The organism is Aestuariivirga litoralis (assembly GCF_015714715.1).
GTDB classification, from domain to species: Bacteria; Pseudomonadota; Alphaproteobacteria; order Rhizobiales; family Aestuariivirgaceae; genus Aestuariivirga; species Aestuariivirga litoralis_A.
Genome location: NZ_WAHS01000002.1, coordinates 509,294 through 530,288, shown reverse-complemented (window position 1 = coordinate 530,288; position 20,995 = coordinate 509,294). Strand labels below are relative to the sequence as shown.

Below are 20,995 nucleotides of genomic sequence, written 5' to 3'. Positions count from 1 at the left end.
AAACATCATGGCCAAGAAGAAACCGACCCTCGCTGATATCCGCGCCAACAAAGGAAAATATCAGTATTCCAAGCTGCATATTGACACGTGGGATGAAATCGCCGCCTGCGAGGCAGCCGGCATTGACATGCTTTCGGTGGCCACAGAGTTCATCACCGATCCGCGCTTCCGGCAGATGACGCCTTCCACCTTTGCAGTCGTCGGACGCTCTCTTTACGACAATGAAGGCACCCCGGATGGATTCTTGCGGTGGGGGTATCAGGCGATGCGTCATGGTGCCGATGCCGTTTATTGCCCTACATCTTTCGGCAACATTCGCAAACTGGCTGATGAGGCCATTCCGGTGATTGGCCATGTTGGTCTGATCCCCTCCAAAGCCTCATGGACAGGCGGCTTCAAGGCCGTAGGCAAGACGGCTGAAAGTGCCATGCAAGTCTGGGATCTGGTACGCCGCTACGAAGATGCCGGCGCCTTCGGTGTAGAGATCGAAGTAGTGCCGCCCGACATTGCGGCGGAAATCTCGAAGCGCACATCATTGTTCATGATCTCAATGGGCTCGGGCACCGGCTGCGATGCGCAATATCTCTTCACCTGCGATGTGCTGGGCGAAACCCGTGGCCACATTCCAAAGCATGCCAAAGTCTATCGTAATTTCGCCAAGGAGATGGATCGGCTGCAAAATGAACGCATCGCGGCTTTCAAGGAATTCCACGGCGATGTGCAGACCAGCGCCTTCCCGGAAGCAACCCAAGTCACGCAGGCCCAGCCGGGCCAATTTGAAAAATTCCTGAAACTTCTCGAAAAAACAAAGCACGCGTGAATCATGAAGATTGCCCTCGATCCTCATATGCATCGGCATCTCAGCTTGACTGAACTGCCTCGTCTCGCTGCTGATATGGGATATGAATATCTCGAGCTCAGCCCGCGACCGGATTTTCTGGCCTGGTGGGTGCAGCCGCGCGCTTACCCGGAGCGCATGAAAGAGTTCAAGAAGGCCCTGAAGGATCACGGCGTGAAGCTTGCTTCGCTTCTTCCGATGTATCGCTGGGCCAGCCCGCACGAGGACGAGCGTAAGGCGGCGGTGCAGTATTGGAAGAAGGCTATCGAAATTGCCGTCGAGATGGATTGCAATGTGATGAATTCGGAATTCGGCCGGGGGCCATCGCCGGATCGTGCATCGCATTCCAATTGCTGCGGCGGGCACTATTCCGTCGAGGCCAGCGAGGCCGCCTGGTGGCGCTCGATGGAAGAGCTGGTTCCTGTGTTCGAAAAGGAAGGCATAAACCTTCATATCGAACCGCATCCTGAAGACTGGTGTGAAACGCTGCACCCGGCCATCGACATGATCAAGATGGTCAATTCGAAGAACGTAAAGTTCCTCTACTGCGCGCCACACACATTTTATTTTGGCGACAACATGGAACAGATGATCAGGGATAGTGCATCAGTATTAGCTCATGTCCATGTTGCGGACACGATGAACCATAAGGCGTCATCCGGGCTGCGCTACATTGTCAATCCACCGGGCGCTAAAGTCACGGTGCATCAGCATCTCGACATGGGGCAGGGCGAAGTGAACTGGGATGTCTTCTTCAAGACCCTGGCCGAGGTGAAATTCGATGGGATCATGACCGCCTGCGTTTTTGCCTGGGAAGAACGGGCCGAAGATTCTTCGCGCTTCATGCGCAAGGAAATGCAGCGCTACGTTGATCAATATTGGAAATAAACGCGCCGTTTTAGCGCCATCTGGCTAGGAGAGAATGATGGACGACATGCTGCTGGGCTCGCGCAACAAGCGCGGAGATTGGAAGCCAAATCGCAAGAATGAAATTGCACCGATCTGGCAATTTCCCTGGAAAGGAAGTGCCATCCTTGGTTTCCTGAAAGGGTATCTCTTCCCGTGGAACATTACTTGGTTTGCGACTGCAGTTTTCATGTGGTTTGTGGTGGTTCCTGATGCCTCGACCATGAAGACACTGGCTCCAGGGTGGATCGGGCTCATTTTTCTATGCAACTGCGCAGCAGCTCTCATTCTGTATGGATCGGTTGAGCTTCGCCTTTATGTGAAGCGGGCGCAGGGAAACAAATTCAAATACAACGGCCAATTTCCGGGCGACAAGAAGTCAGATGTTTTTTGGTTCAAAAGCCAGGCCATCGAGGGCGCGTTGAGAACTTTCTTGACTGCAGTTCCGATCTGGACCGCATACGAGGTGCTTCTCCTATGGTCTTATGCCAATGGTTTCGGGCACTGGACGACACTGCAGGATCATCCCTATCTGCTAGTTTTGGTGTGGGCGCTCATTCCGTTGTGGCATGAAACACATTGGTATATGGGGCATCGTTTTCTGCATCTGCCGTTCTTCTACAAGCATGTGCATTCCATTCATCACAACTCCGTAAATCCCAGCCCATGGTCATCGCTGTCCATGCACCCGGTTGAACAGATGATGTTCTTCTCGGCCGCCTTGATTCATCTTGTGGTCCCTTCTCACCCCATCTTAGCCATGTACTCGCTCATGTTTTCGGGTCTTGGTGCGATCGTCGGGCACATCGGTTACGAGAAAATTGAGACTAAAAGCGATGGCGCTGCGATCGATACACACGCCTATACCCATTACCTTCATCACAAATATTTTGAGGTGAACTACGGTGATGCTCTGATCCCGTTAGACAAGATTTTCGGAACCTGGCACGACGGAACTGAAGCGGGAGACGAGGCCCTTGATGCGCGAATGGAAAAGAAGAGAAAGCGAATCAACTCGTAGGAAGTGCGGGATTGTGGCTGATTTCATAATCAAGACTGAATTTTCTTCAACATGAGCCAGGGAGCTGGAATATGCGTATAGGCGTCGTAGGTTATGGGTCTGGAGGACGTTACTTTCACGCGCCATTCATAGCCGCGGCTCGCAATTGCGAATTATCGGGCATTGTGGCGCGCGCACCAGAAACCATTGCGGCGGCCAAAGCAGATTGGCCGAATGTGCCAATTTTCCGAAGTCTAGCTGCCATGATTTCTGCCGGTGTTTGTGATGCAGTAACGGTTACCACCCCACCGCAGACCCGTCGTGAATTGGTACTAGAGGCTATTGCTGCTGGATTGCACGTTGTTGCGGACAAACCATTCGCCCCAGACGCAACGGGAGCAATTGAACTTGATGCTGCAGCGAAAGCCAAAGGCGTGGTTTTAGGCGTCTATCACAACCGGCGCTACGATGCGGACATGCAGACTCTATCGCAGCTTGTGGAAGCAGGGCGCCTCGGGAAAATCTGGAGTGTCTATTCTCGAATGGATCTGGACGAGCCCGGTTCATTGGATCCCGGCCCGACCGGTGGCTTACTGAGAGATTTAGGCAGCCACGTGGTTGATCAGATGCTTTTTCTGCTTGGACCAGTTGCTTCAGTCGACGCGCAAATGGATTTTATCGACTTACCCGCCGGCCTGACCGATGCCAGCTTTAACATTACCCTGAGGCATGAAAGCGGCGCGCATAGCCACGTGTCCGCGAGCAAAGTGAATCACATCGCTGCTCGCGAGTTTCGAGCTTATGGCGCGCTAGGCAGTTACGTGTCATCGACTACCGACGTACAGGTGCAGTCAATCTTGGCAGGCAAACGGCCAATCGACAATCTCGCGTATTGGGGTTTCGAACCCGAGGCCAACTGGGGAACGCTGCACACATATGCCGGCGCGGCGCAAATCCCGTCTGCTCAAGGACGTTATCACGACTATTACGAATCGTTTGAATTAGCCGTGCGGACAGGCTCACCGCCTCCTGTAACTGCAGAAGCCGGTTCAAGAGTCCTAGCTGTTCTGGACGCAGCCAGGAAAAGTGCAAAAGAGGGCAACTCTGTTGAGCTGTAAAGGAAAAGATCTCGCATTGGACTTGAAAAGAAATCAGTTAGCAACGTGTATGGAATCAACGGACGCCTGCCGGTTTTGTTGAAATGGCTTGAAGAGCCACTGTGCTCATCATCCCTTGGACTGTGCAATTGTAGGTGGCATCGAGGCGCTCCATGACGATTGCCTTCCCGGAACCGCTGGATATCAAAAATCCGAGGCGCGCAACAGGCCAGTATTCGAGTTGATGGCCGCTAAGGAAGCTGCCGTGCGTGAATGTAATTTCGCTAATCGGCAGCTCATTGCCAAGCTTTGCAACATTCTTACCTGCTGAAAATCTCTGCGGCGTCGGAAGCCTAGATTTACCCTGCGCATCATCGCAATGAAATTTCAGAGGGGAGTTACCCAAAGCGGCAGTTGCACTGCGCAACACCACCTTTCAATGGTGCAAGATGACCTCTTCCTAGACGCAGCATTAGTAAGACGTGCAATGATTCTGATTGAGATAATGCTGGCAGTCGGTTGTGAGTGGCTTTGCTGGCGCCGGAATTTGATAGGTGGCAGGTGGAGGAGGGCGCCTCTGCGCATTGTTGATGGCCATAAGCGCGGCTGCGGCAGAAGCTCTATTGCTTGCTTCTCGTTGTGCCCACTCCTCGCTTAGTTGGTGCTTGTATTCTGCAATCTCAAGTTCACCCTGCGCTTTGCTGATCTGGCCGCTTTGAACCCGCTCCTGCACCGACGCTGCTTCAAGGGCTATCAGATCGTTGATCGGCCTTTCTCTGTTGTCACGTTCTTGATAGCCCGCCGTACCCGGTAAGCAATCATCATGGAGGGCACCGAGACTTCCACACATGGCACAGTCCACCGGGTGATGCGCACAGCCGTTCAGGCACAGGAGAGCGATTAGCATCAAAATGGATCTTAACATCCCTGAATCCTCATAAACCCAGTTCCAAGCCCGACATTCCTGTCACGTTGCCATAGTATAAATATGAGATCAACGGTCCGTGTATTTAGAGGGTCATTACTGGCGATCTGCCGGAATGAACGTCCGCAAAATCGTCGGCTTGAACCTGAAACGGATACGGGTGGAGCAGAACATCACCCAAGAGCGGCTTGCTTTGGAGGCCGTGATTGACCGTGCTTATGTTGGTAGGATTGAGCGTGGCCTCGAGAACGTCACCCTCGACCGCCTGGAAACGCTTGCGGGTGTTTTAAAGGTCCCAGTATCAGCACTGTTCGAGGCCGTTCAGCGCAAAACGCCGGTGGATGGTCTCCGAGCAGGGCGGAAGCCCATGAAGAAGCCGCGCTGACTGCCAGGCAGGTCGGCCATTGACCAAACTGCGCTATTTGTCTTCTTTCCCATCCCTTTCCAATTCTGCGATGAAAGCGGGGTCTGGTGACACAAAGCGGACATGGATCTCGTTGCGCGGCTCCAACCGCTGCTGTACTTTGTGTATTTCTGCCATGTGCAACAGCAGAGCGGCGGCGCGAGTATCACCTTTGAGCGCCTTGAAGCGCATCGCTTTGAAGATGCCATCTAGGGCGATGATTTCCTTCATCTCGCCGTTTTCTCGGATGGTGATTTTGCCGTACAGAACGTTCCCAAGGCTTTTGGCAAGCGATGGGCCATTTTTGGGGCGACCTTTTGGATTGCCTGACTTGCCAGGCTTAAACCGCGTTTCAACGGGAGGCTTCCCGTAGCCAATGTCAAAATCCGCCGGCAGCAACGGGTAAGCGCGATGCGGTTTCGGCTTCTCGGGGGTATCAGTCATGGCTGTTCACCTCGTTCAGCTTCTCTGGGCTGCTCCCACGCGGCGCCGGCGCCGCACCAGGTTCCGTGTTTCTGATCTTCAGTTGCATCGCCCTGCGTTGGTCGAAGGTTTCACCCGTGCTGACCAAAGTCGCATCATCCTTGGCGCATGCCTGGTAACGGCGGATGATCAGGTCGCAGTAGGCTTCATTCAGTTCGCAGAGAAAACCGCGGCGGCCGGCCTTCTCGGCCGCGATGAGCGTGCTGCCGCTGCCGCCGAAAAGGTCCAGCACGATGCCGCCACGGCCGGACACATCTTTGATGGCGTCGGCTATCATGGCCACGGGCTTGACGGTGGGATGAGACTCCAATGCGGCGTCGCGCCCCGCGCCGAAAGAGTTCATGCCGCGATAAGCCCAAACGTTGGTGCGGTATCGGCCGCGCTGGCCCAGCCCAAAATTGTTGATGTGTGGCGCTGTGCCATTCTTGAAGGCATAGATCAGCTCATGGCGGCTCCGATAAAAGCTGCCCATGCCGCCGTTGATTTTATCCCAGACAATCACGTTCTTGAGTTCACTATAGGTCCGCTTGCCGGCCTCCGAGATTTCGGCCTGATGCCGCCAGTCCATGCAAACAAAATGGATCGAGCCGTCAATGCTGTGTTTGACCAGATTTCTGAAGGCGGTTTCCAGGAACGAGGTGAATTGCTCTGGAGCCATCTCTCCTGAGGCCATCGCGAACTCAGGATGCTCGGTCTTGCCGAGCCCGCTGACGTTGGCGATTTTGACGTTGTAAGGTGGATCCGCAAAAACCATCTGGGCCAGGTCCCCAGCCATCAAGGTCTCGACCACTTCCGGGTCCAGCGCATCGCCACAGATCAGCCGGTGGCGCCCCAGGATCCAGACATCACCCTTCTGTGTGACCTTTTGGTCCGCATCCAGCGCAGGCAGTCTCTCATCTCTCGGATCCCCTGCTTCATCAACGCCGAGTCCCTCAATGACGCCGTCGATCTCCGCCAAAGTGAAGCCTGTGTCAGTAATGTCGAACGTGGCGTCTGTCAGGATGTCCTTGAGCTCTTGGGCCAGCAACTCCTCATCCCACCCGGCGTCGAGCGCGATTCGGTTGTCGGCCAATGCCAGGGCTTTCTTCTGCGTGAGGTTGAGGTGAGCCAGCCGGATACATGGCACATGCGCCAGCTGCAATTCTTTGGCGGCCGTCAGCCTTCCATGGCCCGCCAAGATGACATTGTTCTCGTCAATGAGAACCGGCGAGGCGAAGCCAAAGGACCTAATGCTTTTGGCAATTTGCTGGATCTGCCTGCGCGAGTGGGTGCGCGCATTGCGCGGATTCAGGACAAGCGATTCAAGTTTGATGGATTCGATTTGAAGACCGGGCATGACGATGCCTTTCCCCGCAGGGTGGAGTGCGCAACTTCCCGGTTGCTTCATCAGTGCGCGAAACCGCGCCCAACTTGAGTTTCCCTTAACTCGGTTTAGGAAATCCTGTCAAGCTGTTGTTTAATAGGAATAATATTATCAGGTCCCGGTTTGGAGGACTTTGCCTGTTTGCGTAAATGGGGTTCGCTGCATCTGTGGAACAGATCCCTGCTTGGGCTTCGAAAATTCCCTGTTCCGGTTTGGCGCCAACATCGGTGGGATTGCGCTATAATGGGCGAAAGCGCCCTGAAACTGAATATCCAGCCTGCACCTTCGCAGAGTTTCCCTGCTTTTTTCCCTGATACCTGGGAACAGGACGCAGAGACAGGTTCGTCACCGACTGCGTCCGCCACCATCTTCCCACTTCGATTATTTCTTCGCCCGCAATTCCGCGGTGGCCTTTTGCAAGGCGACCAGCATCTGGTCGCGTTGGTGAGACAATTCTGATTGCGATTGTCCGTGGGCTTCCTCTTGCACGCCTGAAACCAGCTTGGCTGCGATTTCTGGAGTGAGGTGTAACACGCCGAGATCGTCCCACCATCGGTTGAAGCTGGCGGTGTAGCGTTCGCAGAAGGCTTCGAGCCCGCCTTCGCCGGCACCCAGATGGAACAGCAGGGTTGGGCCCATCGCGGCCCAGCGCAGGCCGGGGCCGGCCCACATGGCCTTGTCCACATCGTCCACGCTGGCCACGCCGGTGGTGACCAGATGGATCGCAGCACGGAAGGGATCGATGAAGGCCATCGTCGCCGCGAGATTGAAGTTCGGAGTGACGATGACGAGAATCTGCAAGCGAAATCCATCTCGGTGAGAAGGTCTTGCGGTGCAGCCTGAACCAAGGCCTGTGCGCGGGCAAGAGCCACGCGCTTCAAAAAAACGCCCGCTCGTCACACGTCCTTTTCAGGGCGGGGAAGAGCGGGCGAATTTTAATGGATATTGAAAATCAGTGATGAAAGAAGATGGCCAGAAGAATGATCACCGGAATCGGCACACCCAGCAGCCAGAGCAGAATTCCACGTCCCATAGCATCCTCCTTGTTGGAAATTGTATGAGAAGGAAACGATTCAGATGGGCGAAAGTTCCTTGGCGATGGCAAGCGATGCAGTAAGGCCGGGGGATTCAATGCCGAACAAATTTACCAAGCCGGGCACGCCGTGGTGTGCGTCACGCTGGATGCTGAAATCCGCAAAACTCTTGTCGGGGCCGTGAGTTTTGGGGCGCACACCACAATAGCTGGGCGAAAGGGTGCGGCTGCGCACGCCGGGCCAATAAGTTGCAATGGCCTCAGTGAAGATTTCCGGCAGCCCGTCCTGCAATGTGTAATCTAGCGTGTCGATCCATTGGATGTTGGGGCCGAAGCGTACAGCACCCGCCAGATCCAGCGTGGCATGAATGCCGAGCGCGCCAGAGACGGGCACGGGATAAATCAGATGCTTGAAAGGTGAGGAGCCGGAGAGGCTGCAGTAATTTCCGCGGGCGAAGAATTTGGGTGGAAGGTGGCGTGCATCATAACCGGCGATTGCCGCAGCCGCTTCGTGCGCACCATGCCCAGCGCAGTTGAAAATGCTGGCGCATATGAGTTCGGTTATTTCGCCGTCAGCGCCTTGCGCGGTCACAACGAAATTTCCGTCCTGCCGCGCTGCGCCTTTGAAGCTGGTGTTGAACGCGATACTGGCGCCATGGGCTTCCGCCTCGCCCTGCAAAGACAGCATGAAGCCGCTGGCATCGACAATGCCGGTGGAGGGCGACAGCAACGCCTTGGTACAAGACAGTTCGGGCTCAAGCGCGGCAGTTTCCAAAGCCGAAAGCCAGCGCAGATCCGTCACGCCATTGGCATCAGCCAATGCCTTGATGCCTTGCAGCTTGGTTTCCTCGGCGGGGGAACAGGCCGCGATGATCTTGCCGAGGCGCTTTGTCTCCACGCCATGTGCTGTGCAATAGTCATAGAGCAGCTGGCGGCCTTCCACACAGAGCCGTGCCTTCAGCGTGCCGGTGGGATAATAAATGCCGGCATGGATCACTTCCGAATTGCGCGCCGAGGTTTCGGTGCCGGCGCGCGCCGCCTTTTCCAACACCAAAACCTGCTTGCCCTTGAGAGCAAGCTCACGCGCGACAGCCAAGCCGACCACGCCGGCCCCAATCACCAAGGCATCAAAATCAGGGCTCATGGCGCAGCTGAGTTCAATCCTTGATCTTGTTCAGCGCCAGCGCATTCATGCAATAGCGCAGGCCGCTGGGCGGGGGGCCATCGGGGAATACGTGGCCCAGATGGGCGTCGCACACATTGCACAGTGCCTCGATGCGCTGCATGCCATGGCTGAAGTCGCCCTCATAGGCTACAACATCCTTGGCAACGGGGTCGCTAAAGCTGGGCCAGCCGGTGCCGCTTTCAAATTTGGTGGCTGAGTCAAACAGCTCGGTGCCGCAGCAGGCACAGGCATAACGCCCGGGCTCGAACAGCGAGCACATTTCGCTGCTGAATGGCCGTTCGGTGCCCTTCAGACGAGTTACCTGAAATTGCTCCGGTGAGAGTTGCTTGCGCCATTCGGCATCCGACTTTTCTACCCGCTTCGGTGGTGGCACATTGCCGTTCTTTGCGAGGCCTACCACTTCGTTCCAACCGGTCATTGATCTGTCTCCTGCGTGCTTGGGTTCAATCTAGCCACGATGTGGGGCCAAGGCGATGGAAATCAATATGCACGCACTTTCACATGCGCGTGAGCAAGTTGCTTGAACTCCTACGAAAATTCTGTTGAGGTTCAGGAACGGCAACCTACCCAACAGGCAGGACACTATGGACGTTTTTACGCTTACCTTGATTCACACGGCACTCAGTTTTCTGGCCTTGGCGCTGGGTTGGGTGGCGCTGCGCGCCTACTTTGCTACCACGCCGCAAGTGTGGACCGATCTTTTCATTCTTGGTGTGATTCTAGTGGATGTGACTGGCTTCCTTCTGCCGATCAAAGGATTTACCCCCGCAGTTGGCACGGGGATTGTGTCTTCGATTATCATCATCCTGATGTTGCTGGCGCGGTTTGGCTTTGGTCTTAAAGGCTGGTGGGGCAAGCTCTACGCGCTGGGCATCGTGGCCAATGTGTTTTTCCTGGTGCTGGTCACCATTGCGCAAAGCTTCCTGAAACTGCCGGAGCTGAAAGCCATTGCTGCACCTGATGGCACCGGGCCTTGGTTCCTGCTGGCGCAAGTGATCAATCTGGTGGTCTTCGCCTGGATCGGATTCAAGATCATGCGGAAGCTGAAGCGCGCCTAAGGCATCTTCCGGCGGAATACCGAGACGAGCTTGTCGCCATCAACCTGCGCCTGGTAATAGAGGTCGTGGGTTTTCAGCATCGCCGTGTCATCGCGGCTGGGGACGATCTGATAATTGTTCAGAATATAAGTGGTGAAATCCGCATAGCGCAGGACGTGAATCCGGCGCTTCTGTTCGTCGGTCAGCATCAGCAGCGCGTTTTCCAGCGGCGTATTGCTCATCGGCGCGATGGAAATGAAGGGTGACGCATCATGCGCCAGGATGTATTCCACGGCGGCGCGATTGGAGAGGCCCCACACATCGTGCTCAAACCTGTCACCTGCACCCGGCCCGGCAAGCGCGTTGAAATAGACATGTTGGTTCGGATGGGTTTTCCACATCCAGATTCCCGTGACGGTAAAAAGGCTGGCGAGAATGACAAGCGCGGCGCCTGCGGCCATGCGGTGCTGGCGTAATCTATTCCAGATGATGAAAGCGCCGCGCACAGCGATGAGGATCATGAAGGGATAGATGAAATAGAGATGGCGCCAGCCATTATAGATGATCGCATGCAGCACGATCACGGCCAGGACGGGTGCCACGCACAGGCCAAGCGAGGTGATATCCTCCAGCGTTTCGTCAGTCCATTTGAGCAGCACGTTGCACGCGACAGCGAAAATACCTGCTGCGAATAACAACAGAACCAAGGGCGGCGTGGTGACGCCAATCCAGACCAGTGCGAAATGCCAAGGCGGCCTGGTGCCGTCGATCATTTCGCCCAGAAAGAGCTCCGGCCCAGTCCAGCGGAAATGCGCCATATGCTGGAACACCGCGATGAAATTGCCGAACGGATCAGCCCAAAGGAACGGGAAGGTCGCAACGTGGAAGGCAAAAGTGGCTGCCAACCAGCACGTGAACAGCACGGATAGCCTTGCAGCCAAGTCGCGCTGCTGGAATGCCCTCGCTGCCAGCACGAACAATGTGGCCGGAACCATCACTATGGCCATGATGCGGATATCCAGCGCCCAGGCCGTGGCCAAGGCATGCCAGAACGCACTTTTGAAATCTGGTTTGCGGAACAAAGCTAGCATCGTACAAGCGGCCAAGGCGAAGGCGGCCATGAAGATGATGTCCTTGTCGTTGTAAAAGGACTCAGCGAAAATTCTGGGGCTGAAATAGAGCAGCAACGCCGCGAGAAGCCCAGCCTGCCATGCACCATGCCGGCGCGCCGCCATGCTGTAAGTCGCGCCAACGCCGATCAGGAAAACCAGATAGTTCAGAAGGTGACGGAAGAAATAGATGCTTTGAGTTGAAGTGAGGCCGAGCAATTTCTCGGCGGCGAAGGCCGGGAGTTCAAAGCCCACACCATAGTCCCGATCGGCAAAATCTTGCAGATCAGGCAATTGCTGCAGATCACCGGTCATCGCTTGGGGTGCAATCAATGACAGCACATATTTTAGGGAGACAGCGCCAATGTTGCGTTGCTGCGGCTCGTCCCAGGAAATGCCGTAATCCCGGAACACCAGCAGGCCGATCGCCAGCATTGCCAGAAAGGTGAAAGCCGGAACGGCTGTCCTTAGGCTCAGCCGAATTCTTTCCACCAATGCTTGGCGATGTCGATGCGGCGGGGGATCCACACCTTTTCCTTCGCGCGGATGTAATCGATGAACTTTGCAAGCCCCAGCGCGCGGCCTGGCCTGCCGACGAGGCGGCAATGCAGGCCGACACTCATCATCTTCGGCGCGCCCTGTTTGCCCTCTTCATAGAGGCAATCGAACGAGTCCTTCAGATACTGGTAGAAATGCTCGCCGGTGTTGAAGCCCTGCGGGGTGGCGAAGCGCATGTCATTGGCATCGAGCGTGTAGGGAATGATCAAGTGCTTCTTGCCGTCTGGCTTTTTCAGGAAATAGGGCAGGTCATCGGCATAGTCGTCGGACGTGTACAGAAAGCCGCCTTCTTCGACGACCAGCTTTGTCGTGTGCATCGAGCAGCGGCCGGTATACCAGCCGAGCGGGCGCTCACCAGTGATCTCGGTATGGATGCGGATCGCTTCGGCCACACATTCGCGCTCCTGCGCCTCGGTCATGTCCTTGTGTTCGACCCATTTCAGGCCGTGGCTGGCGATTTCCCAACCGGCGTCCATCATCGCCTTCACCTGCACGGGTGAGCGCTGCATGGCGGTGGCCACGCCATAGATGGTGACAGGCACATTGCGTGAGGTGAACATGCGGTGCAGGCGCCAGAAGCCGGCGCGCGCGCCATATTCGTAAATCGATTCCATGTTCCAGTGGCGCTGGCCGACCCAAGGGGCGGCACCAACGATCTCAGAGAGAAATGCCTCCGAAGCCGCATCGCCGTGGAGGATGTTGTTCTCGCCGCCTTCTTCGTAGTTCAGCACGAATTGCACGGCGACATGCGCCCCGCCCGGCCATTTGGCATCAGGCGGGTTGGGGCCATAGCCCAGCATGTCGCGCGGATAAGGCGTGTTCTCAGTCATGCTTGGCATTCATTGCCCAGGGGCCGTGATGTGCGCCTTCTTCGCCGATGCGCTCGAAGCCATGCGCGCCGAAGAAATCGCGCTGCGCCTGAATGAGATTGGCGGTACCGCGGGACTGCCGGTAGCCATCGAAATAAGACAGCGCGTTGGCCAGGGCGGGAGCAGGGGCACCACTCAACGCGCTTTGTGCCACCACGGCGCGCAGGGACGTATGGTCCTTCTGCATCATCTTGGCGAAGGCCGGGGCCATCAGCAGATTGCCGCCCTTCTTGGAGAACGCCTTGGTGATCTCGCCCAGGAATTGCGAACGGATGATGCAGCCTTCGCGCCAGATCGCGGCGATGGTGCCCAGCGGCAAGTTCCAGTTGAATTCCTTCGAGGCGGTTTCCATCACCGCAAAGCCCTGCGCGTAAGCGGCGATCTTGCCGGCATAGAGCGCACCTTCGAGCTGCTTCAGGAAAGCGGCACGCGAAGTGACCTTCAGTTTCTTCTTCGGAATCTTGTAGGCCTTCTCGGCCTTTTCACGCTCAGCCTTCAGCGACGACATGATGCGCGCATCGACAGCGGCTTCGATGGCGCTGGCATTCACGCCGAAATTCTGCGCCTCGATCACTGACCATTTGCCGGTGCCCTTCTGGCCGGCCTTGTCGAGAATGATATCGACGATCGGCTTCTTGGCTTTCTTGTCGGTCACGCTCAGCACCTTGTGGCTGATCTCGATGAGGTAGGAATTCAGGCGGCCCTTGTTCCAGTCGCCGAACACCTTGGCGATTTCGGCGGCTTTCATGCCCAGACCGTCGCGCATCAGGCCATAGATTTCCGAGATCATCTGCATGTCGGCATATTCGATGCCGTTATGGATGGTCTTGACGAAATGGCCAGCGCCATTGGGTCCCATATAGCCCGCACAGGACTCGCCCTTGTATTTGGCGGAGATGGCATGCAGCACCTTGGCGATGCGGTCGAAGCTGGCTTGCGTGCCGCCGGCCATGATCGACGGGCCGTGGCGGGCCCCCTCTTCGCCACCCGACACGCCCATGCCAATGAAGGTCAGGCCGGTGCCGTCAAGTTCACCGAAGCGGCGCATCGTGTCGCGGAAATTGGCATTGCCGGCATCGATGATGATGTCGTTGCCCTTGAGCAGCGGGCGCAAAGCCGCAATCGTCTGGTCAACGGCCTCACCGGCCTTGGTCATGATGATGATCGGGCGGGGTGCGCGGATGGCGCCCACCAATGCTTCCATCGTTTCGCAAGGCACCACATTGGCCGCCAGCTTGCCCGCATTGGCGTAAAAATCTTTAGTGACTTGGGTTGTGCGGTTGAACACCGCGATCTTGAAGCCTTTTTCGGCGATATTCAGCGCCAGATTGGCACCCATGACTCCGAGGCCGATCAGGCCAATTTCTGCATCCGACATTTTCGCTCCCGCATTTTTGCGAAGCTTGCCATGGATTCGGAGGGGGCGAAAGGTCTAGCTCTGCTTTTCCCAACGCGCGGCGGCCTGCTCGTCGCTGGCCTTGGCTTCGACCCAGCCCACGCCCTGGCTGCTTTCCTCCAGCTTCCAGAACGGGGCCTTGGTTTTGAGGAAGTCCATCAGAAAGGCGCAGGCGTCGAAGGCGGCGGCGCGGTGGGCGGAGGCCGTGATGACGAGCACAATGTCATCGCCCGGATGCAGGCGGCCATAGCGGTGGATGATCAGCGCATCCTGCAGTTCCCAGCGGGCGCGGGCTTGGGTTTCGATTTCGGCCAAGGCGGCTTCGGTCATGCCGGGATAATGTTCCAGCGTCATCGCCGTCACATCCTTGCCGCCGGAGAGATCGCGCACTGAGCCTACAAAGAGCGCAAAGCCGCCAATGTCAGTGCGATGGCCTTTCAGCGCCGCAAGTTCCGCCCCCACATCGAAAGCTTCAGTTTGAACTTTGATCATGGCGCAAGATTGCGCCGCCTGAGGGTGGAATTCAATGCGCTCCTGCGCACTCTTACTCCGCCAGAACGCGGGTCGTCGGGAAGGTGATTTCGATCAGGGTGCCCTTCCCGGGTTCGCTGGTGATATCGAAGCTGGCGCGGTTGGCTTCCACCAGCGCCTTGGTCAGCGGCAGGCCTAAACCAGTGCCCTGACGTTCGCGCCCGGCGGTGGTGACGCGCGCGAAGGGCTGCAGTGCTTGCTGCAACTCCGTCTCGTCCATGCCAATGCCAGTGTCTTTCAAGCGCAAGATCAGGGCGCCATGTGCTCCCACTTGCGCGGAGACGATGATCTGCCCGCCTGCATCTGTGTACTTGATGCCGTTTGAGAGGAGATTGAGCATCACCTGGCGCATGGCGCGCTGGTCGGCCACCACGCGGGGCAGATTGTCGGGGAAGGATTTGCGCAGCAGCACACGAGCGCGGGTGGCCTGGTCCTGCAGCAGATTGGCGGCGTGATCGAAACAATCCACCAGGCTTACCGCAGTGAAGTTCAGCTCCATCCGGCCTGACTCGATCTTGGAGAAATCCAGTAGGTCATCGATCATCGACAGCAGATGGCTGCCAGAGCCATGAATATCATTCAGGTAGGCGCGGTATTTCTCATTGCCGATATCGCCGAACTGGCCGGTGCGCATCACGTCGGCAAAGCCCATGATGGCGTTGAGCGGTGTTCTCAGTTCATGGCTGACCCGGGCGAGGAAATCCGACTTGTGGCGGCTGGCCTGTTCGGCAGCGTCCTTGGCTTCGCGCAATTCCTGCTCGGTGCGCTTCCAAGACGTAATGTCACGCACCACGGCGCAGAAGCTGGTGCTGCCTTTCGACTGCAGATGGCCGATATTGAGGAACAGCGGCACGCTGCCGCCCTGCTTGACGATGCCGGTGACCTCGCGGCCATCATTGAACACCGAGGCCAAGCCCTGGCCTTCAAGGCCGGCCAGATATTCCTTCACGGTGGCCGCACCTTCAGCGCTCAGCAGGCTGGCAAAGGGCTTACCCACCAGCTCAGCATTGCGGTAGCCGAAAATGGCTTCAGCCCCGGCCGACAGCATGATGATATGGCCCGCGCTATCCAATGTGATGATGCCGTCAGACGAAATGTCGAGGATGGAGCGCAGCTCCTGCTCGCTGGCGGCAGACGTGTCTGCTTCCTCCAGCTCATCTGCTTCGTCGGCAGCCTCTATGTCGTCCACAGCATAGATATTGTCCGGATCGTGTTCTGCTGCCGTGGCTTGTTCCGCTTCCAGCGGAGGAGCGACAAGCTCAAGTTCGGGCTCATCTGCGATGGCTTCGACTTCCGGTTCACTGACCGGCAAGTCAGCTGGAATATTCGCCGGATTTTCCGGGATGATTTCAAAACGAAATTGATCTGCCTTCCCGTTCTGCCATGGCATGGCGTTGCGACTGATGATGAATTGGCGCATCTCGCCGTCGGCCAACGGCAATGTTGCGCGGTTACCCTCCGGGCTGGACAATGCGAGCGCCTGCCAGAATTTCAGATCCTGCATCAAGTCTGACACGCTTTCATGCCCCAGCACGCTGGCCAGATTCTGGTTGGCGTAAGCAGGCCTTCCATTCTGGCTGATCGCCATGGCGACGGGGATTTTCTCGAATGCTTCAGAGAGCGCACGCGGGAAGCTGGCTTCGTTGAGTTTGGAACTCGGCGTGGCCTTGACCTCGGGTGCAGCTTCGACGGGCTGCTCATCCTGTTGAGGCGGGGCTTCAGCGGGCATTTCAGCATAAGGGGTTGCGACTTCCGGCGTGGAAGCAGCTGCGAGCGTGCGGCCCAAGGTTTCGAAGGCCTGCTTCTCCTGCGGTTCAAGCTTGGCTACCGGAGCAAGCGTCATGCGGCGCTCAAGCTGGCGGCGCTCGGTCACGTCTTCCATCGTCATCAAAGCGAAAACGCCGGTGCCTTCGGTGGCACGCTTCAAGGTGAAGCGCGCTTCGCGTGTGCCATAAGGGCTGGCATAGGTAGAGATGAAGCTGACCAGCCTGGTCGCCTGCAGACGCTTCAGCAGCGGTTCCACTTGCGTGTCGGGCACAAGCAGCTGGCTGAGCTGTGTGGTGTTGGCGGCGTCAAAAAGACCGCGCGCCATTTCATTGCTGAACAGCAGGCTACCGCCTTCAGAGATGCCGCAGGTGGCAGCGGGCAGGCTTTCCAAGAGGTCGGCTTGCGTGACCGCGATTTCCTTTTTCGGCGGGCGCGCTACAGTGACCATGCCGTCACGGCCATCGGCGAGATCATAGAGCCAGCATTCGCAAACCAGCGATTCCGTTTTGCCCAGCGAAGGGAAATCCAGCGTGGCTGTCTGCGTCAGTCCGCGCGGCAGGCTTTCGGTCAGCTGCGCCAAAACCTGCAGGCCCGGTTCCTTGGGATCAAAGGGACTGTCGATCAGATCAAAAAGCGAGTTGGCGTTGAAGGCGGCAATGCCAGCCTCATTGGCCCAGACCAGGCGCCTTCGGGCCACATCCCAGAGCCAGGCCGGTTCCGGCGACTGTCGCAAATCTTCTAATGTTTGCAGTGGCTTGGTCATGGTACTCAACTGAACTGATAAGACAGGCCGCACTAAACAGGGTTTTTCCTTAAAGGTCTAGCCCCGGTTAAGGATTTGATAACCAATCAGAGGCCGTTAACGCCGCGCCACGACATGGTTTTTTGAAGGTTGAAATCCACCAGGCTTTTCGGCTAACAGGGGGCCGAAATCTGCTGCGGGATTTCTGGATGGCTTTGCCTTCGCCCCGACAGTCAGTTGTGCCGCCTTAGCTCAGTTGGTTAGAGCACTAGATTGTGGATCTAGGGGTCCCCCGTTCGAGCCGGGGAGGTGGTACCATTTCCTTCAAGCCGGTATGAATGTTGTCCGCTCAGCGGCAGGCGGTTTGCGCCGCGCTTTCGGCGGTGAGCGATCCCGCAAATTCTCCGCCACTAAAGCAGGGCTTTTGAATTGCGGTGTCTTGGCATCGCGCAGCCAAGCGGTAATCAGCACTTCCGTGCCCGGATATTTGCTCTTCAGTTTTTTCGACAAATGAAGTGTCAGTCGATCATCGAATGAAAACAGGCTGGCCAGGATGACTGGCGCGCCGGCATTCGATTTGGGCTGCTGTTCAAGGGCGCGGCTGGCATCGCCAAAACGCACCACCTCGCTGGCAATGGTCTTGCTGCGCAACAGTGCTGCAAAGCTGAGTGCGGCGCAATGGTTCAATGCCCCATGGCTGGCGATGATGAGCACGGGGCGTGGCTGTGTGGTTTCCGTCTCTTCCTCGGGGATCACCGCTTCCAGCATTTCTTCCAGCGTGTCCTTCACTTCTTCGAGCTGGGCGCGGCTCATTTCGCCATCATCCATATCGCGCGAGATGCGTTGCAGAGCGGGGATCACCAGCGCGTCGAGGAAGGTTTCGGCATTGCCTTCGGTGATTGCGGCGTTGGCCATGGTGGCGAGGCCCGCCACATCACCGACAATCAGCCTGCCATGGAAAGCATCTTCTGGGGCAAGAACCGGGGCTTCACCCAGAAGGGACGCCACCGCCCGCCAGGAACGGATGTGCTGGCTGAAGGCGAGCAGGCAGATGGTGATAGGGGTGGAGACAATGAGGCCGATCGGCCCCCAAATGGCAACCCAGAACAGCGCCGCAACAATCAGGGCCGGAGGCCAGAGGCCAGACATCTTGCCAAGGATCACCGGTTCAATGATCTGCGCGGCGGTAAATTCTGTGACCGCGATGATGGTAGCCACTGTGACCGCAAGCCCCCATCCATCGCCGACGGCCAGTGCCGTCAATATAGGGAAGGCCGAGGCTATGAAAGTGCCGAGAAAGGGCACGAAGCGCAGCAATGCCGTCAAAACGCCCCACATGATGGCGCCGGGAATGCCTAAGAACCAGAGCGCGGCACCGATTACGGTGCCCACCAGCAGGTTGAGCGACAGCACGCCCAGCATCAGTCGGCTCAGGCGCCTTGCCGATTCATTTAGCGCCAACGCCGAGCGTCGTGTGCCGATGAGCAGGATCAGGCGGTCGCGCATTTCCTCATGGTAGAACAGCATGAACAGCAGCAGGACGAAGATCGTCGCGAGCTGCAAGAAAGGATGGGCCAATGTGCGCAGGGTGGATTTTACCACCGTGAGGCCCAAGCCGTCCTCGCTGCCGGCAATAACTGCGGGCGCGGACTGAACATTCGCATCCGGTGGGGTGGGCGAGATTTCTTCCTGCAGACGTTTCACCATCCGTGCGGCATTGTCATAGGTCGTGCTGGTGGTAACGGATTTCAGAGCTTCTGCCTTGGCCCGCAGCTGCTGCTCGTATTTGGGAAGATCGGAAACAAGATCCATCGCCGTGCGGCCCATTAGGCTGCCAGTCGCCAGGATGACGCCGAGCGCCAGACATACGGCGAGCAGCGTGGCCAGGATGCGCGGCACATGGATGGCAATCAGAAAGCCCACCAGCGGCAGCAGGATCACCGCCAGGATGCCGGCGATGACGAAGGGGATGATGATGTCCTGGCCGATATAAAGTGCACCCACCAGCCCCGCTGCGATGATTACGGCATGGGCCAGAGAGGCATATTTGGTCTGGACGGCCGCACGCATGTTTTTAGTCACCTGTTAGGGGCTGAGCCTCAAAATCGGGCTGATGGCGTTAAATGCCGACCTCCCGGAATTGTTCCTGAGGCCAACACTCCACGAAATTGATGTCGAAACGCGTTTCGTTGATTCGCGAGGCTTGTGCGGGGCTGGAGCCGCAAGCGAGGTTTGGGGGTCTTTGCTTAAGGCATCGACATTCTCAGGTTGCGGGCAAGGTTGGCGTTTCGCAACTGAAAATTTAATGGGTGGCGGAATTTAGGAGAAATGCACGTGGAGGCTGCAGTTTAGGCCCTAAGGTACTTTAATGAAATGTAAATCCCCCGTTTCAAAAAAACCGGAAACTGCCGCTTTTAACCGTTCATTAACGGCAAAATCTTAGACCGCCTTAACCATTAGTCCCGGAGATCGCCGGACTTTTTGGGTTTGGGGGCAAGCCGATTTTCTGAGTTTCTTGCGCTCTTGTTTGTCAGCGTCAGTATTTTCACGCCAAGGAACAAGAAATTGAAACCGGGACCACATTCATCTCCATTTTGCCATGCCTTGCGCCAACGCGGGCGTCCCGAAATTCCTTTTTGGCAGCCTAATTTAGCCTGTCCACCCTTCCTTTTCGAGACAGCCCTCCTTCATTCATCCCGCAAGGTGAGTTCAAATGACCAGTAAAACATCAGCTCTCTTCAACGCCTACCTCTGGGCGCGGCGCGCCAGGGTTGTCACTGTCACAGCCCTGACAGGCACGCTCGTTGCGGCACAAGTCACACCGTCCTACGCGACGATCGACAACACCGCGAATGCCGTGGGTACTTATAATTCATCGCCCGGCAATTACGGTTCATCGAGCCAGAGCGTGCCGGTTGCCCCGGCCACACCAACACTCACCATCGTGAAGACGGCGGGAACGCCGAGTGTTTCTTCCGGTACCGACACAAGCCACACCGATAGTGGCGACACGATCACCTACACCTATCTGGTGACCAATACCGGCAACGTGACCATGAGCAATGTGGTGCCAACCGATCCAGGTCCTACCTTCTATGGTTATGCTGAAGCAGCCACCCTTGGTGCCTTCAGCCCGACCAGCGCCACGCTGGCCCCGGGCGCCTCGCAAAGCTTCACAGCGACCTATACGCTGGCCACACTGGACGTCTATCACGCGGCTGATCAGGCCAACGGCGTTTCCAATACGGCCGGTGCAACCGGTACCTACGGCCCCAGCAACACGGCCTACAGCATACCGACCATCAACAAGTCCACCGCAACGACCACCATCACCGGCAACCCGAATCTTACAATCACCAAGACTTTCGTGATCAAGGATACGGGTGGCGCCACGCTGACCACCGCTTCGGTGGGCTCGATCGTGACCTACACCTATACGATCTACAACAGCGGCACAGTGACGATGACCAATGTGAAGGTCAACGACGTCCACTTCGGTTCAGCTGTCGCGATTGGTGGTTCTGGCATCACCAACGAAACGCTGAGCAGCAACGGGCCGCTGGGTGCTGCCGCCTCGTCTGACGGTGCCACCAATAACGGCATCTGGAGCGTGCTGGCACCCGGTGCGACCGTCACCATGACTTGGGCGCATACTGTCACCCAAGCGGAATTCGATCACGGGTAACCCGCTCTATGAGACTGTTTAAGGGGGGAATTATACGGGGCGGTCGCGAATGACTGCCCCGGCCCAG

General features: G+C 57.0%; 19 protein-coding genes, 1 tRNA gene and 1 pseudogene. 8 read left to right on the top strand and 13 right to left on the bottom strand.

Annotated elements, in window-relative coordinates:
* Nucleotides 1-7 precede the first annotated feature (7 nt).
* From F8B91_RS14285 to F8B91_RS14270, 4 genes are all read left to right on the top strand, one after another.
* A complete protein-coding gene (locus F8B91_RS14285) occupies nt 8-820 on the top strand; it encodes a 3-methyl-2-oxobutanoate hydroxymethyltransferase (RefSeq protein WP_196504519.1) in 813 nt (270 codons plus the stop codon).
* A 3-nt stretch (nt 821-823) separates the two neighbouring features.
* Nucleotides 824-1,726: a sugar phosphate isomerase/epimerase family protein gene (locus F8B91_RS14280; RefSeq protein ID WP_196504518.1), complete on the top strand. Its 903-nt coding sequence runs from the start codon at nt 824-826 to the stop codon at nt 1,724-1,726.
* 37 nt (nt 1,727-1,763) lie between these two features.
* Nucleotides 1,764-2,765, top strand: a complete 1,002-nt coding sequence (locus tag F8B91_RS14275; RefSeq protein WP_196504994.1) for a sterol desaturase family protein — start codon at nt 1,764-1,766, stop codon at nt 2,763-2,765.
* Nucleotides 2,766-2,836: 71 nt separating this feature from the next.
* Nucleotides 2,837-3,862 (top strand): Gfo/Idh/MocA family protein, encoded by a 1,026-nt coding sequence (locus F8B91_RS14270; RefSeq protein ID WP_196504517.1) that lies wholly within the window; start codon nt 2,837-2,839, stop codon nt 3,860-3,862.
* 55 nt (nt 3,863-3,917) lie between these two features.
* Here F8B91_RS14270 and F8B91_RS14265 read toward each other — a convergent pair whose 3' ends face one another.
* Both F8B91_RS14265 and F8B91_RS14260 read right to left on the bottom strand, forming a co-directional pair.
* Entirely contained in the window at nt 3,918-4,271 is a 354-nt protein-coding gene (locus tag F8B91_RS14265) for a hypothetical protein (RefSeq protein WP_196504516.1), read from the bottom strand.
* A gap of 42 nt (nt 4,272-4,313) precedes the next feature.
* The gene (locus F8B91_RS14260) at nt 4,314-4,766 is read right to left on the bottom strand and encodes a hypothetical protein (RefSeq protein WP_196504515.1); all 453 of its coding nucleotides are present in this window, start codon (nt 4,764-4,766) and stop codon (nt 4,314-4,316) included.
* A 115-nt stretch (nt 4,767-4,881) separates the two neighbouring features.
* Between F8B91_RS14260 and F8B91_RS14255 the strand changes: the two genes are divergently transcribed.
* The gene (locus tag F8B91_RS14255; protein ID WP_196504514.1) at nt 4,882-5,151 is read left to right on the top strand and encodes a helix-turn-helix domain-containing protein; all 270 of its coding nucleotides are present in this window, start codon (nt 4,882-4,884) and stop codon (nt 5,149-5,151) included.
* A gap of 33 nt (nt 5,152-5,184) precedes the next feature.
* On the opposite strand, the gene F8B91_RS14250 is transcribed toward F8B91_RS14255, so the two are convergent.
* From F8B91_RS14250 to msrB, 5 genes are all read right to left on the bottom strand, one after another.
* Nucleotides 5,185-5,613 carry a DUF5681 domain-containing protein gene (locus F8B91_RS14250; protein ID WP_196504513.1) on the bottom strand — a complete coding sequence of 143 codons (429 nt, stop codon included), beginning with the start codon at nt 5,611-5,613 and terminating at the stop codon, nt 5,185-5,187.
* Entirely contained in the window at nt 5,606-6,988 is a 1,383-nt protein-coding gene (locus tag F8B91_RS14245; protein WP_196504512.1) for a site-specific DNA-methyltransferase, read from the bottom strand. Before F8B91_RS14245 ends, F8B91_RS14250 begins: the two co-directional genes overlap by 8 nt.
* A gap of 408 nt (nt 6,989-7,396) precedes the next feature.
* Complete coding sequence (locus F8B91_RS14240; RefSeq protein WP_246715268.1) at nt 7,397-7,816, bottom strand: 3-hydroxyacyl-CoA dehydrogenase family protein; 420 nt, start codon at nt 7,814-7,816, stop codon at nt 7,397-7,399.
* A 272-nt stretch (nt 7,817-8,088) separates the two neighbouring features.
* Nucleotides 8,089-9,192: an NAD(P)/FAD-dependent oxidoreductase gene (locus F8B91_RS14235; RefSeq protein WP_196504511.1), complete on the bottom strand. Its 1,104-nt coding sequence runs from the start codon at nt 9,190-9,192 to the stop codon at nt 8,089-8,091.
* A 13-nt stretch (nt 9,193-9,205) separates the two neighbouring features.
* Nucleotides 9,206-9,652, bottom strand: a complete 447-nt coding sequence (gene msrB / locus F8B91_RS14230; RefSeq protein WP_196504510.1) for a peptide-methionine (R)-S-oxide reductase MsrB — start codon at nt 9,650-9,652, stop codon at nt 9,206-9,208.
* Nucleotides 9,653-9,818: 166 nt separating this feature from the next.
* Between msrB and F8B91_RS14225 the strand changes: the two genes are divergently transcribed.
* Complete coding sequence (locus F8B91_RS14225) at nt 9,819-10,292, top strand: hypothetical protein (protein ID WP_196504509.1); 474 nt, start codon at nt 9,819-9,821, stop codon at nt 10,290-10,292.
* Here the strand turns inward: F8B91_RS14225 and F8B91_RS14220 are convergent.
* The 5 genes and pseudogenes from F8B91_RS14220 to F8B91_RS14200 all read right to left on the bottom strand — a co-directional run bounded on the left by F8B91_RS14220 (nt 10,289) and on the right by F8B91_RS14200 (nt 17,264).
* Nucleotides 10,289-11,815, bottom strand: a complete 1,527-nt coding sequence (locus tag F8B91_RS14220; protein WP_196504508.1) for a glycosyltransferase family 39 protein — start codon at nt 11,813-11,815, stop codon at nt 10,289-10,291. The two genes, F8B91_RS14225 and F8B91_RS14220, sit on opposite strands and share 4 nt — an antisense overlap.
* A gap of 56 nt (nt 11,816-11,871) precedes the next feature.
* A pseudogene (puuE, locus tag F8B91_RS14215) lies at nt 11,872-12,768 on the bottom strand (allantoinase PuuE); the annotation flags it as partial.
* Nucleotides 12,761-14,221 carry an NADP-dependent phosphogluconate dehydrogenase gene (gndA, locus tag F8B91_RS14210; RefSeq protein ID WP_348641814.1) on the bottom strand — a complete coding sequence of 487 codons (1,461 nt, stop codon included), beginning with the start codon at nt 14,219-14,221 and terminating at the stop codon, nt 12,761-12,763. The gene gndA and the pseudogene puuE, both read right to left, overlap by 8 nt.
* An 18-nt stretch (nt 14,222-14,239) precedes the next feature.
* Entirely contained in the window at nt 14,240-14,695 is a 456-nt protein-coding gene (locus tag F8B91_RS14205) for a molybdenum cofactor biosynthesis protein MoaE (protein WP_196504505.1), read from the bottom strand.
* Nucleotides 14,696-14,747: 52 nt separating this feature from the next.
* Nucleotides 14,748-17,264 carry a sensor histidine kinase gene (locus tag F8B91_RS14200; protein WP_196504504.1) on the bottom strand — a complete coding sequence of 839 codons (2,517 nt, stop codon included), beginning with the start codon at nt 17,262-17,264 and terminating at the stop codon, nt 14,748-14,750.
* 220 nt (nt 17,265-17,484) lie between these two features.
* Here F8B91_RS14200 and F8B91_RS14195 point away from each other — a divergent pair.
* Nucleotides 17,485-17,561 (top strand) — tRNA-His (locus F8B91_RS14195).
* A 6-nt stretch (nt 17,562-17,567) separates the two neighbouring features.
* On the opposite strand, the gene F8B91_RS14190 is transcribed toward F8B91_RS14195, so the two are convergent.
* Nucleotides 17,568-19,313, bottom strand: coding sequence for an AI-2E family transporter (locus F8B91_RS14190; protein WP_196504503.1), 1,746 nt, complete (start codon nt 19,311-19,313; stop codon nt 17,568-17,570).
* A 643-nt stretch (nt 19,314-19,956) separates the two neighbouring features.
* On the opposite strand from F8B91_RS14190, the gene F8B91_RS14185 reads away from it, so the two are divergent.
* Nucleotides 19,957-20,928, top strand: coding sequence for a DUF7507 domain-containing protein (locus F8B91_RS14185; protein WP_196504502.1), 972 nt, complete (start codon nt 19,957-19,959; stop codon nt 20,926-20,928).
* Nucleotides 20,929-20,995: the final 67 nt, after the last annotated feature.